The following is a 13,702-nucleotide window of genomic DNA, read 5'->3' as shown; positions in this document are numbered from 1 at the left end:
GAAAATTTATGAGTCAAACAGAATTTATCATGCTCCTGATCGTCGGCATCATTGGAATCTTAATTGTCTTAGAAATCAATTCGCGAAAAAAATTAAGAGCAGATATCCGTTACAAATGGGGGAAGCTTCCATATCAAGTACGATTTGATAAGGAGGAGAGCTTAAAAGAAGCTTGGCAGACAGAAAAAAAGTTTCGCACGTGGGACAGTGAAGTCGATGACTTGACTTGGTATGACCTAGATATGTTTGAAGTATTCGAAACGCTCAATCATACGTATTCAAGTGTGGGTTCAGAAGCGCTTTATCAGCGACTGCGTAATTTTGATTTTGGACAAGATCAGCGTCTAGAAAAGTTGATTACTTTCTATCAAGAAAATCCTAAGTTGAGAGAAGAAATCCAATATCAATTTGCACGAATTGGAAAAAAAGACCGGAATTTTGCCAAACAATACTTAGCAGATGGCAAAAGCAAAAGAATTGGTCATATTGGGCTATTTGCCTTTTTAGGCATGTTACCACTCATTGGTTTAGGCTTGTTTTTACTTGGACAAGTGATCGGCATTTATCTCGCGATCATTAGTGTGTTATTCAATACGGTTTATTACTTGATAAAAAAGCAAACACTCGAAACAGAACTTAATAGTATGAGCTATCTTGTTTCTACGATTTCTGCGGCGAAAAAAATAGCTACGTTTGCCACACCGTTACAAGCAGAGTTACAAAAAAATGTTCAGCCTTTAAAAGAAATCCCTAAGTTCGGTTTTTCATTTCGAGTGAAAAATGGCTCAGAAGCGGAGTTGTTTTTTGACTACTTGAATATGATGTTCATGTTGCCATTTATTTCGTATCATTTTGTCATTAGCCGATTGGAAAAGAAAACGGAACAAGCGATTGAATTATGGCAATTACTCGGAGAGCTAGAAGTAGCTGCGGCAGTATTGAATTATCGCACCTACATGCCCTATTCTTGTCAACCAGACTTTGCAGAAGGCGGGATTATGGCAGAGGATACGTATCACCCTCTGATTGCAGAGGCAGTCGTCAATCCCATCGATTGGCAACAGAACACATTGGTCACAGGCTCGAATGCTTCAGGAAAATCGACGTACGTCAAAAGTATTGCCATCAACTGTATCTTAGCGCAAACGATCCAAACTGCTTTAGCCGAATCTTTCACGATCCAACCCGGTCATGTCTTGACCTCGATGGCGATCGAAGATAATTTGTTTGAAGGCGATAGTTACTTTGTTTCAGAAATCAAATCGATCAAGCGCTTATTACAGCAAGTGGAAACAAAAGAACGTTGCTATTGCTTTGTCGATGAGATCTTGAAAGGGACAAATACGATTGAACGGATCGCGTCTTCAGCAGCTATCGTGAATTGGTTGAGTGATTACCCTTCTTTAGCCTTTGTCGCAACACATGATATCGAACTGACAGAGATCTTGAAAAAAGATTGTGCCAATGTCCATTTTGAAGAGCAAGTGACGCCTGAGAAGGGGATCAGCTTTGACTTTAAATTAAAACAAGGACCTGCTAAGACAAGAAATGCCATCGCATTATTAGATGTGCTGAAGTATCCTACAGCAATCGTGAAAGAGGCACAAGCAGAAGCCGCCTATTTTGATCAACATCGCCAATGGCGGGTAGTGGAGTAAGAAATAAGCCCAAGCTGAAAGTATTTAGTCAATAACCATCATTGATAATGAAAACCACAGAGACGACAGAATTATTTTCTGGAAGGACTTGTGGTTTTTTCATTTTCATCTTACTGCATGAAGCTTAACGGCTTTCTCACAACCTAGATAAACGGTGTTCGAAAGCCAACTCCTTCAATAGTAAGTCGAAAATTGAAAAAATATGAGGAACTATTTTCTCAATTTCCGCCTTACTATTCGGAGCTTAACGGCTTTCTCACAACCTCTTTACATGCTAAAATAGTAAATCAGACAAAATAAGGAGAGTTAGTAAAAAATGACATATGCTCTTGAGATAAATGAGTTAAGAAAAATATATGGGACAGGTGTGGAAGCACTCCGAGGCATCGATCTGACGGTTGAAGAAGGAGATTTTTATGCATTATTGGGACCAAATGGTGCAGGGAAATCAACAACGATCGGGATCATCACTTCATTAGTGAATAAGACATCGGGAAAAGTGAAAGTATTTGGCTATGATCTGGATACAGATTTAGTACGAGCAAAACAACAAATCGGCTTAGTGCCCCAAGAATTCAACTTCAATCCGTTTGAAACAGTGCAACAAATCGTCGTGAATCAGGCGGGTTACTATGGCGTGGCCCGTAATGAAGCATTGAAACGTAGTGAAAAATATCTTAAACAATCTAATTTGTGGGAGAAACGCAATGTTCGTGCGCGGATGCTTTCAGGTGGGATGAAACGACGATTGATGATTGCCCGTGCATTGATGCATGAACCCAAATTATTGATTCTAGATGAACCCACAGCGGGTGTCGATATTGAATTAAGACGAGAAATGTGGGAATTTCTACGTGAATTGAATCACGCAGGAACAACGATCATTTTGACGACTCATTATTTGGAAGAAGCAGAAATGCTTTGTCGAAATATTGGAATCATCCAATCGGGTGAACTGATTGAGAATACCTCTATGAAAGCCTTGCTTTCCAAATTACAATTTGAAACGTTTATCTTTGACTTAGCACCTTATGATAAAAAGCCAGAGATCATTGGCTATACAAGTATCTTAGAAGATGAACGCACACTTGCGGTTGAAGTGGAGCGTGATCAAGGAGTGAATGGGATCTTTGAACAGTTAAGTGCGCAAGGGATCAAAGTCTTGTCTATGCGCAATAAATCCAATCGCTTAGAAGAACTTTTCTTGAAAATTACGGAAGAAACTTATCATATGGAGGCAACGAAGAAAAATGTTTAATCTTTATTTTACTGCATTAAAAAGTTTAGCAATCAAAGAAACCAATCGCTATATGCGTATCTGGGTACAAACGCTAGTACCACCAGTGATCACTACGTCTTTGTATTTTATCATTTTTGGGAAAATGATCGGGGGACGAATCGGTGATATGGGTGGTTTCTCCTACATGGAATTTATTGTTCCCGGATTGATCATGATGTCCGCCATCACAAGCTCTTATTCAAATGTTTCTTCTTCATTCTTTTCACAAAAATTCCAAAAGAATATCGAAGAGATTTTAGTTGCCCCTGTACCAACACATGTCATCATCTGGGGATTTGTGATCGGTGGGTTGGGACGGAGTGTCTTGGTCGGTGCATTAGTCACAATGATTTCTCTATTTTTTGTGCCATTACATGTCTATTCATGGACGATCGTTGTATTAACACTATTGATGACCGCTATCTTATTCTCGCTTGCTGGTTTGATCAATGGGATTTTCGCCCAATCTTATGATGATGTGTCCATTGTACCAACGTTTGTGTTACAACCTTTGACTTATCTTGGCGGGGTGTTTTATTCAATTTCGATGTTACCACCGATTTGGCAAGCCATCTCAAAAGTAAATCCAATTGTTTATATGATCTCAAGTTTCCGTTATGGTTTCTTAGGCACCACCGATGTGCCAATCTTCATTTCGATTGCGATCCTTGTACTGTTCATTGTAGTGCTTTATTCAACGTGTTGGTACTTGATCAATAAAGGTAGAGGGTTAAGAAGTTAAGCGAACGAGGCAAGCTAACTCCTTCAATAGTAAGTCGGAGCTGACCGGCTTTCTCACAACCTCGATAAACGGTGTTCGAAGGCCAACTCCTTCAATATTAAGGCGGAAATTGAAAAAATATGAGAAGCTATTTTCCCAATTTCCGCCTTAATATTCGGAGCTGACCGGCTTTCTCACAACCTCGATAAACGGTGTTCAAAAAGCTGACCTTCAACATTAAGCTAAAAAATTGCAAAATATGAAAAGCTATTTTACAATTTTCTATCTTACTGCTCAGGTCAAAACGCTTTTTTCACAACCTATGATAAACGGTGTTCAAGGAGCAACACTTCGGACATAAGCCAGGAAAATCAAAAATGAAACAACCATTTTCGATTTTCCTTTCTTATGCCTTAGTGCTGATCGCTCCTTTCACAACCTCTACTTTGCTTCTTTTTCTTTTTCCTTGTATAATGGCAACAATGTTTTTGATGGAACTTTTTATATAGCGAAATGGAGTGTACTTGATGAAGAATAATTTTTGGGCTGAACTACCTACGCCCTTTTTTGTATTAGCACCGATGGAAGATGTGACAGATGTGGTTTTTCGCCATGTTGTCCAAAAGGCCGGTGCGCCGGATGTGTATTTCACCGAATTTACTAATTCAGATAGTTTTTGTCATCCAGATGGCAAAGAAAGTGTCAAAGGACGTTTGACATTTACTGAAGATGAACAACCGATGGTGGCACATATCTGGGGAGATAAACCGGAATTTTTCAGAGAGATGAGTATTCAACTAGCCGAGATGGGTTTTAAAGGAATAGACCTCAATATGGGTTGTCCGGTACCGAATGTGGCAGAACGTGGAAAAGGTAGTGGCTTGATCCTACGTCCTGAGGTTGCGGCAGAATTGATCGAAGCTGCAAAAGCTGGAGGGTTACCGGTAAGTGTAAAAACACGTATTGGCTACACAGAGCAAGCTGAAATGGTTGATTGGATCAGTCATTTACTAAAGCAAGATATCGCGAATCTTTCTGTTCATTTACGTACACGCAAAGAAATGAGTAAAGTGGCGGCACATTGGGAACTAATTCCTGAAGTCGTTGCCTTGCGTGACCAAATTGCCCCACAAACGAAGTTGACGATCAATGGTGACATCCCTGACCGCCAAACAGGGCTTGAATTAGCGGAAAAATATGGTGTAGATGGCATCATGATCGGCCGAGGTATTTTTAAAAATCCATTTGCCTTTGAAAAAGAACCGAAAGAGCATTCAGCAGAAGAACTTATTGATTTACTGCGCTTGCAACTAGATTTACAAGACCACTATGCAAAAGAGATCCCACGTTCGATCACAGGCTTACATCGTTTCTTCAAAATCTACGTCAAAGGATTTCCAGGAGCCAACGATTTGCGTGTGCAATTGATGAACACGAAATCCACTGATGAAGTTCGGGCACGTTTAGATGAATTTCAACATAAAACTGAATAAACTGTCTAAGTTTTCACAAAGTAATCAGCCAAAAAAGCTGTGACATCTAAAAAATATGAAAATATTTTCGGATGTCATGGCTTTTTTTAATGAATTGACTTTTGAAGGCTGTTTATTCAGTTTTAGCTGACAATGGCTATCTAGATTGTATATTTCACGTGTAAATAATACTGAGTGAAAAATGATAAAAAATGAATTAAAAACAAAGAAAAATGAAGAAAATTTAATGTAACGTATGTTATTTGAGCGTTTTATTTTATGACATAACGGATTTAATGATATCCTAAAATTTATCAGATGATAAAAATTTATAGAACAAGAATTGAGTAGGTGGATGTCATGAAAAAAGTCATTGTAACAGGTGCAGGAGTTGCGGGATTAAGTGCAGCTGTACGCTTGCAAAAATTAGGCTATGAAGTAACATTGTACGAAAAAGAAAGTGGCCCTGGCGGCAAGATGAATCAAATCAAAAAAGATGGGTTCACGTTTGATGTGGGGCCAACGATCGTGATGATGCCTGAAATCTATCGCGAAGTATTTGAATTTTGTGGGAAAGATCCGGATGACTACATTCCGATGGAAAAAGTCGATCCTATGTTGAAACTCTATTTCAATAAAGAAGAACCAATCGAATTTTCAAATGATCTCATTGAATTGACCAAAACGCTCGAAGCGATTTCCCAAGAAGATGCGCAAGGCTATTATGCGTTTCTAGCGGATATCTACAAGCGTTATCACATAGCCAAAGAAGCATTTATTACTAAATCCTTTCGTGGTTTTTGGGATTTCTATAATCCTAAATCACTATGGGCAGGGATTCGTCTAAGAACATTTAGTGATGCGTATTCATCGATTGCTAAATTTGTTAAAGATGAACGTTTGCGAAAATCATTGGCGTTCCAAACCTTATACATCGGTGTTTCCCCATATCAAGGTCCATCGTTATACACGATTATCCCGATGATCGAACTTTTATATGGCGTTCATTTTATCAAAGGAGGTATGTATACTTTAGCAACCTCACTAGCTAACTTATTAGAAGAATTAGGTGGAACGATCCATTATAATACACCCGTTGATGAATTGATCATTGAAGATAAAGTGGCAAAAGGTGTTCGAATCGGACAAGAACGAATAGAAGCAGATGCGGTCGTTTGTGGTGCTGATTTTCCTTATGCAATGAAAGAGTTGATTCCTGATGAAAAGAATCGTGGGAAATATACGGATAAGAAAATCGATAAGATGGAATACTCTTGTTCTTGTTTCTTACTATATTTAGGTCTAGATAAAAAATATCCGGGGGATTATCTCCACAGCATCTATTTTGCAGATGACTTCAAACGAAATGTGGATGATTTATTTGAAGATGGTCGTTTACCGGAAGATCCATCCTTTTATCTATACCGTCCTACGATCATGGATGAATCATTAGCCCCAGAAAACCATGAAGGATTATATGTATTAGTACCAGTTCCAGAACTTTCAAAATACGAAGATTGGTCAGAAGCGAAAGTCCAAGAATATCGTCAAAAAGTATTGACATTATTAAAAGAAAAGACAGACTTTACTGATATTGAAGAGCATATCGTTTCAGAAAGTTTTTATACACCAAAAGACTTTGAACAACATTTCAATGCCTATAATGGTGCAACATTTGGGTTGAAACCAACCTTAAAACAAAGTAACTATTATCGACCTCATAATAAATTTGCTTCTGCTGAGAATCTTTATTTCTGTGGTAGCAGCACACATCCCGGAGCTGGTGTACCAATCGTGATGCAAAGTGCTAAGCTTGCGGTAGAGGAGTTGGTTAAAGATGATAAAAACTAATCAGGAACTGTTTGAAAAACACGCAGACGATTTTGCCTATTGTGAAACTGTGATAAAAAAATATTCAAAATCGTTTTACGCTGCGTTTTCTCAACTTCCTGAAGAAAAAGCAAAAAGTGTCTATGCCATTTATGCTTTTTGTCGCTTGGCAGATGATACAGTTGACTTAGCCCATAGTGAGGAAGAATTGTTGGCACTAAAACACCAACTAGATGCTTTCTCCATGGGTAAAATTCCTGATGAACCAATTTGGCGTGCCTTGTCGGTTGTTTTTTCCGTTTATCCCATGACCTTGTCTCCGTTCTACGACATGATCGCAGGTCAAAAGCAAGATTTAGTCTTTACACAGCCAGAAACATTGGCTGACTTAGAAGACTATTGTTACTATGTCGCAGGTAGTGTCGGCTTGATGTTGTTACCTTTATTATCTGACCAAGCAGAAAAAATCCAGTCACAGGCAAAAAGGCTGGGTGAAGCGATGCAACTCACTAACATTTTACGAGATATCGGTGAAGATAATAAAATGGGACGAATTTATTTACCAAAGGAAATGATGCGTGCCCATGGTGTGACTGAAACCATGTTGCAAGCAGATAAACCTGCGAAGCCATTGATTGATCTATGGGAAGCGATAGCTAATGAAGCAGAGAAAAAATATGAAACTTCTTTTACGATGCTGCCGTTTATTGACCGAAATTGTCAACTCGCATTAACTGCTGCTGCAATGATCTATAGAGAGCAATTAAGCGTAATCAGAGAAAATAACTATTTCATGTTAGATCGTAAAAACTATGTCAGCCAGATAAGAAAAATCCAACTGCTGAGAAAAGCCAAAAAATATGTAGAAACTCTAATAAATAGTCCACAACAATCAACATTATAATTGGTATGATAGCATTGATAATCTGATGTATCAGAAAACGGAATGAGCACTCGCGGAAAGTACCGTTGCGAGTGCTCATTCTTTGTTTATCATGACATTTTGAACAAAAAATACATTGTTTATTCCATTATTATCGCTCTTATAAATAACATCAATGTTTTTCTGTTCTGTTTTTTTGTATTTATTAGTAAAGTCTTTATATTTAAAAACAACAGTTATTATAAATAAATGTAATATTCAAACGAGAATGATGGTAAGATTATAATAAACGGGGATTTTTAGCTTTATCAAATTTCAATCATAGAAGCTCTTTCTATAAAATCTTTGAGTTCAAGATTCAGTGAAAGAGGTCAGGAGTGAAAAAATGGAAGTATGGGAGATCGTTGAATTTGTCAGAAAGCAAAAAGGAATAACGATTGCAGAACTTTGTGGAGAGGAAGCTAGTCGTTCTGTTTATAAACGTTTTATTCAAAATAAAGCAGATACGACAGTCAGTAAGTTGACTTATTTTTTGAAAAAACTAAATTTGGACTATGATGAATTGCAGTTATTTAATTTTCCAAATGATTTATCCGAGGTCAATCGATTGATGCAAGAAGCGGTAGTCGCTTTTGAAAAGAAAGATAGTTTAGAATTACATAGTATTATCATGTTGTATGAAACAGAAGAACCTGATTCTCAAAGAGAACGTCATCTAATCAGTCTTTGTCGCTTGATGATCGCTCAATTAAAAGAGGAAAAAATCGATGTGCTATCTTCAGAGGTTTATCAGTATTTAATGAAGGCACAAACATGGACTCGCTACGAAATTTTTTTGTTTACTAATTGTATGTATGCGTTCCATCCTAAATTTATCGATTTGATTTTAGAAAAGTCGTTTCTTAGTTTGGCGGTCTACGAAGAAAACCGCAGCGGGCAAAGTGAGACATTTCGCATGTTGGCAAATGGCCTCATTCTATTTATTAAAAATCAGGATCTCCGCCTGGTTTGGAAATATGGTGCGAAGTTAGAAGAGTATTTCCTTGAAGAAGAACTATACTATGAGCGTAACTTGCAATTGTTTTTGCAAGGCGTCTGGTATGTGATCAAAGGTAATAAGAAAGGGAAGTATCACATAAAAAACGCTTTAGCAGTCAGTTGCTACTTGGATTCAAAGCAACAATATCAAAAAAAATACGAACTGTTACGCTTCGTGGAGCAGGCGTACCATGTGGATTTTGAACTCAAGAATGAGTTTCCCCCCGCTAGTAATTGAATGCTATCTTAAAATAACTAATCTTATACGAAAAGAATTGTGCGTATACGACGAAGATCAACCTTATTCGGCGTATTTTATTTTGACCAGTTGAAAATCAAGTATGATAAACTAGTCAAAAAAATTTTAGGAGGTACAAAAATGGCAGGAGTAATTGCAGTCACCCCCGAACAACTGAAGTCACAAGCACAGGTTTATTCACAGGCAGCCTCTCAGATCCAAGAGGCGATCCGTAAAGTAAATGCAATGAACCAACAAATCAGTCAACAGTGGAAAGGACAAGCATTTCAAGCTTATTTGGAACAATACAACCAATTAGAAGGTAATGTTCGTCAAATGGAAGAACTTCTTGAGCGCATCAATCAGCAGTTGAACAAGTATGCTGATACGGTTGCAGAACGCGATCGTCAAGATGCAGGTTCGTTTGGATTTTAACTTGATGTTCAAACAGAAGTCACTTTGCTAGATTTTCTTAAACGAATCACATGTGCAACAATACACAATGTAAAACAGAGCATCTCAGCTATAGCCTAAAAAGAGGATATGACAGAAGTGCACATCGCCATGATATAAGCGTCAAAATCCGAAATCAGCTAGCTATTTTTGGATTTTGACGCTTATTTTGAAAGGTAGAAATACAGACAAGTCACTTCTGACCCCATGCTCTTTTAGAAGGAGGAGAACAACTTGAAAAACCATCTGAAGCAAAAGCAGCCATTTATCCTTGCGATCATTGCAAGTTTATCTTTGCTTCTTTTCTTTGCTTATATTGGCTTTAAAGAAAAGAGTATCATCACGAGCACCGCCAGCCCGACGACAAAAATGCAATATGTTTTGGTAAATGAGGATCGAGGAGCAGATTTTGAAGGTCAGCAGTACTTGTTAGGAACCGATTTTGTGACACTGATCAATAAAGATACTGCCAATCGTTGGGAAACGACTACGCGTAATATTGCAACAGCAGGACTAGAGAACGGCCAATTCGATGCAAAAATCATTATTCCCCAAGATTTTTCGGAAAAACTATTATCTTTACAAAGTATCAATCCAGAAAAAGCGATCATCGAATACCAAGTTCGAGATGGTCAAAATGAGATAACTAACCAAATGATCGAAGAACAAGTGAATCAGATTTTAACAAACTTCAATCAGCGTGTTGTGCAGATGTATTTCTCTAGTATTGTAGGAAATCTCTCTGAAGCGCAGCAAAACGTGAATAAAATGACGAATACACATAGCAATTATCAGCAAAATCTAGAAAATAGTATCTATCAGCCATTCCAAAATATTTCAGACAACTATGCGAGTGTATTAGACTCAACTAGTATTTTAGATACAACAAATAGTGCATTCAAGGCACAACAACAGGCCTTTGTTGATTCGGTACAATCTCTTTTGGAGCGCAATAATACAAGTTTAGAAGAGACTCACAAAGAGACAGAAAATGTTCAGGAGACAATTGTTGATTATACAAAAGAAACGAATGAAAAAATCACTGGAGCGATCGATCAATTCAATCAACAAGTCATCTTACAAAAAAATCAATTAACCACTCAGTGGGAGAACGCAACAACTGATTATAGAAATCAATACGACTTATTCAATGATGCGATTTTAGCTCAATTTAGTAACTTTTATACACCAAATGAACAAAATAGTTTCGGTATTTATTGGGATTTCTTGGCTCAGGCAACGGCGTTTCAAACCAATCAACAAACCCGCATCGAAGAGATCCAACAACAAATTACTGAGTTGGAGAGTCAAGTAGAACAGCTAGAACGCTTAAAAGGTCAAATTGCCAATGCGTATTATAATGATCCGACAAGTACACCCGCAACTGCGACAGAAGTTCAAGTGAAAAATGCGATTATCAAATTGATGACAAATCAAAGGAATGAACCCAAATTAGATGGGGCGTACCAATCAGTTATCGAGGAGATATTGCCCCGGATCTCGGTGGATAGTTTAGCTCTATTATTAGCTGAATTACAAAATCAAGCAGTGATCAGTCAGGATCAGGCCGCCATTTTCAATGATGAGCTAGCGATTGTTACACGCTATGCCCATGATTTTGACCGACCAATCGGAAGTGAAGCCTCTTTTGCTTATCTTGAACCGAAAGCACAACATGATGCAATGATTTCTTTACCCACCACCAATCAACAGATGTCAATTGAGTTAAATCAAGATACGTTCCTCTCGATACAAGCAGAAGAAGAGCAGCAAGGAATGCTCTTTTTTGATCCAACATATGATTTTATAGAAATGGAAACTCAATTGAATCAGTTACTAGCCCCCTACAACTATGAAACAGCAATCCGAGTAGATACAAATCATTCATTCACAATCGTACAACCTTGGACGATTGAACCGGAGGAGGAAACGGAAGAGACATACCAGCGTATAGAATATCCTTCGCTATCAGATAAATTGAACTTTGAAGTAAGCATTCCTTTAAAGTGGCAGTTGACTCCAGAACAACAAACTACTTCATACAATCAGGTGTTTTACACATGGATGATCAATGAACGCGAACAACCAATGAGTGAATTCTCGGTATATCTTCCAATGGATCAGCCATTGATTGATGATGTGCCACAAATCTTGGAACAGTTTCAACTATTAAGTACGACTGCGCAACAAATCGTCACGCTATTTGGTGCACCACACCATTCTATAACGATTCCCGCATATCGACAGATGATCGATCAACCAGAAAATACGGGGAGATCCCTTATTGAATTAGCTGATTCTCGTTCGATCTATTGGCTATATAACAATCTTCAGGAAAGCGACAAACCTTCGATGATCAGTGAACAACTGTATCAGGAATACAAAAAAACAGGGGATCAGTTGTATAGCGATACCGAGAATCAAATCATTGCATTACAAGCAGTCATTGGTTCTCCTGGGACTAAAGAACCTGAAGAACTAAAACCAACCTTGTACGGTACCTTGCAATTAATGACATTACCACAGACATTTATGGAAGAAGCGGACAAATTAAACCACTGGTTCGCCTCTGCGAATCAACAAATCCATGCAGTATACGACAGTTGGCAGCAAACGGCACAAACAGAAGCGGAATCCGTCATCTCAGAAGAAAATCCACATCCTAAAGAAAATGAATACGCTCTGATTGAAGCTCAAACAGCCAGTCTGATCGAAACGATGCAAGGATTGATGGCAAGTTCAAAAGCAGCAGCTGAAGTTACCGGTCAATCTGCGGCAGAAGTAGCTGATATCACACCTACAATCGATCAGCTAAAAGAATCGACCATCGAAGTACAAGAGAATGCCACCACTATTTTAAGTAATCTAAGTACCTCTCTTGATGAATCAGCACAGACTGTCTCTGAAAATCAAACATATGCCGAATCATTTAGTGAAGTCCTTTCGAATACAAAGAATGGAGGGGCAGACAATCCACATGTCTTTAATTTTTTAGCAAGTCCAATTTTAGGACAAGGAAGCTTTGGTCAAACAAGACAAAGCTCATTGACTCCTTACTATGTGACATTGATCGGTGGCTTTATGATTCTGTTAGTATCCTTTCAATTGTCTAGCGTGATGAAAAAACGTGTAGTGACTTCTGTCGATTTGTTAGTCACACCGAACCGTATATGGAAAAACGTGCCTAATATGGTGGCGGTACTCAGTGTAACGTTAGTTCTGTCACTTATTTATAGCGTTTTAACGACCATAGTATCAGGAGTCGCGCATTCTTTTGTTTGGTTCGTTTATGCATTTTTAGTCTTTGCTAGTGGTCAATTGATTCTTTTAGGGTTCATGCGCCAATTCAAAAAAATCACGTTGTATTTATGTGGTGGGATTTTTGGCTTGTTCTTCATGTTGACTCCTTTGTTGGGCGTAGCAATCAAAAATGGCTCGTTGACAGAATGGCTCTATCGTCTGTCACCTTTACAGAATATTCAAAACGGGTTTAATGTGCTGATGAATGAGGGTGTCATCGGTTGGGGAAGTTATCTCATGCTCGTTCTATTCCTGATATTTGGAGTGATACTGAATTTTATTGTCCGACCAGAAGAGAAAAAAGAACGGTCAAATGAATAAACGGAGGTATAAAATGGTTCAGAAAAAAATAGGGGGGCTTTTCTTTTTGTTGGTAGTTTTACTATTTTTAAGTCACCCGAATGTCACAGTCTTTGCAAGCACACTCACTATCAATAACCATGTGATCTACCAAGAAAGGGAAGGCATCGAAGATCATGAAACAACATTTATAGTGCAAGATTTATTTTTAGAAGATAAAACAAAATTAGACCAAGAACGTGTCCAACAACAAAGACAACAGATTTCTACTGCTCACAACCTCGTCTTTGTGTCGGAAGCAACTCCACAGCCACAGGTCTTTGAGCAAACAATTACACCCCAATTATTCAAAAAAGGGCAAATGTCTGTAGGACATCAGGTGTCAGCTAACCCAAATCACACAGCTATCCAGGGAAGAATTGTTTTGTGGATCTTACTTCTACTAGGAAGTATTTTACTGACTATTGGAGGCAATTATCTTGGTAAAAAGTTTTCACAGCAGAAATACAAAAATGATTAAAGGACTGTTG

At 38.2% G+C, this 13,702-nt stretch carries 10 protein-coding genes; all 10 read left to right on the top strand.

Going from position 1 to position 13,702, the window contains the following annotated elements; genetic code table 11:
• Window positions 1–8 precede the first annotated feature (8 nt).
• Window positions 9–1,658 carry a MutS-related protein gene (locus IGK01_RS13450; RefSeq protein WP_224434317.1) on the top strand — a complete coding sequence of 550 codons (1,650 nt, stop codon included), beginning with the start codon at window positions 9–11 and terminating at the stop codon, window positions 1,656–1,658.
• A gap of 316 nt (window positions 1,659–1,974) precedes the next feature.
• Window positions 1,975–2,916, top strand: a complete 942-nt coding sequence (locus IGK01_RS13445; protein ID WP_224434316.1) for an ABC transporter ATP-binding protein — start codon at window positions 1,975–1,977, stop codon at window positions 2,914–2,916.
• On the top strand, window positions 2,909–3,679 hold the full coding sequence (locus IGK01_RS13440) for an ABC transporter permease (protein WP_010734031.1): 771 nt from the start codon (window positions 2,909–2,911) through the stop codon (window positions 3,677–3,679). Before IGK01_RS13445 ends, IGK01_RS13440 begins: the two co-directional genes overlap by 8 nt.
• Before the next feature lie 506 nt (window positions 3,680–4,185).
• Window positions 4,186–5,151, top strand: a complete 966-nt coding sequence (locus tag IGK01_RS13435) for a tRNA dihydrouridine synthase (RefSeq protein ID WP_137072974.1) — start codon at window positions 4,186–4,188, stop codon at window positions 5,149–5,151.
• Between the two features lie 339 nt (window positions 5,152–5,490).
• On the top strand, window positions 5,491–6,981 hold the full coding sequence (locus IGK01_RS13430; protein ID WP_019722718.1) for a phytoene desaturase family protein: 1,491 nt from the start codon (window positions 5,491–5,493) through the stop codon (window positions 6,979–6,981).
• Window positions 6,968–7,864 (top strand): phytoene/squalene synthase family protein, encoded by an 897-nt coding sequence (locus IGK01_RS13425; protein WP_023520543.1) that lies wholly within the window; start codon window positions 6,968–6,970, stop codon window positions 7,862–7,864. The genes IGK01_RS13430 and IGK01_RS13425 overlap by 14 nt, the downstream gene beginning before the upstream one ends.
• A gap of 364 nt (window positions 7,865–8,228) precedes the next feature.
• The gene (locus IGK01_RS13420; RefSeq protein WP_023520542.1) at window positions 8,229–9,119 is read left to right on the top strand and encodes an Rgg/GadR/MutR family transcriptional regulator; all 891 of its coding nucleotides are present in this window, start codon (window positions 8,229–8,231) and stop codon (window positions 9,117–9,119) included.
• 141 nt (window positions 9,120–9,260) lie between these two features.
• Window positions 9,261–9,554, top strand: coding sequence for a WXG100 family type VII secretion target (locus tag IGK01_RS13415; protein WP_023520541.1), 294 nt, complete (start codon window positions 9,261–9,263; stop codon window positions 9,552–9,554).
• A 252-nt stretch (window positions 9,555–9,806) separates the two neighbouring features.
• Window positions 9,807–13,193 (top strand): type VII secretion protein EsaA, encoded by a 3,387-nt coding sequence (gene esaA, locus IGK01_RS13410; RefSeq protein ID WP_226076993.1) that lies wholly within the window; start codon window positions 9,807–9,809, stop codon window positions 13,191–13,193.
• A 13-nt stretch (window positions 13,194–13,206) separates the two neighbouring features.
• Entirely contained in the window at window positions 13,207–13,692 is a 486-nt protein-coding gene (locus tag IGK01_RS13405; protein WP_438770895.1) for a hypothetical protein, read from the top strand.
• Window positions 13,693–13,702: the final 10 nt, after the last annotated feature.

Origin of the sequence: Enterococcus sp. AZ080, assembly GCF_051714945.1 — a bacterium.
Taxonomy (GTDB): Bacteria; Bacillota; Bacilli; order Lactobacillales; family Enterococcaceae; genus Enterococcus_B; species Enterococcus_B pernyi.
Note: the sequence above shows the minus strand (reverse complement) of the source record. Positions and strands in the feature narration are given on the sequence as shown.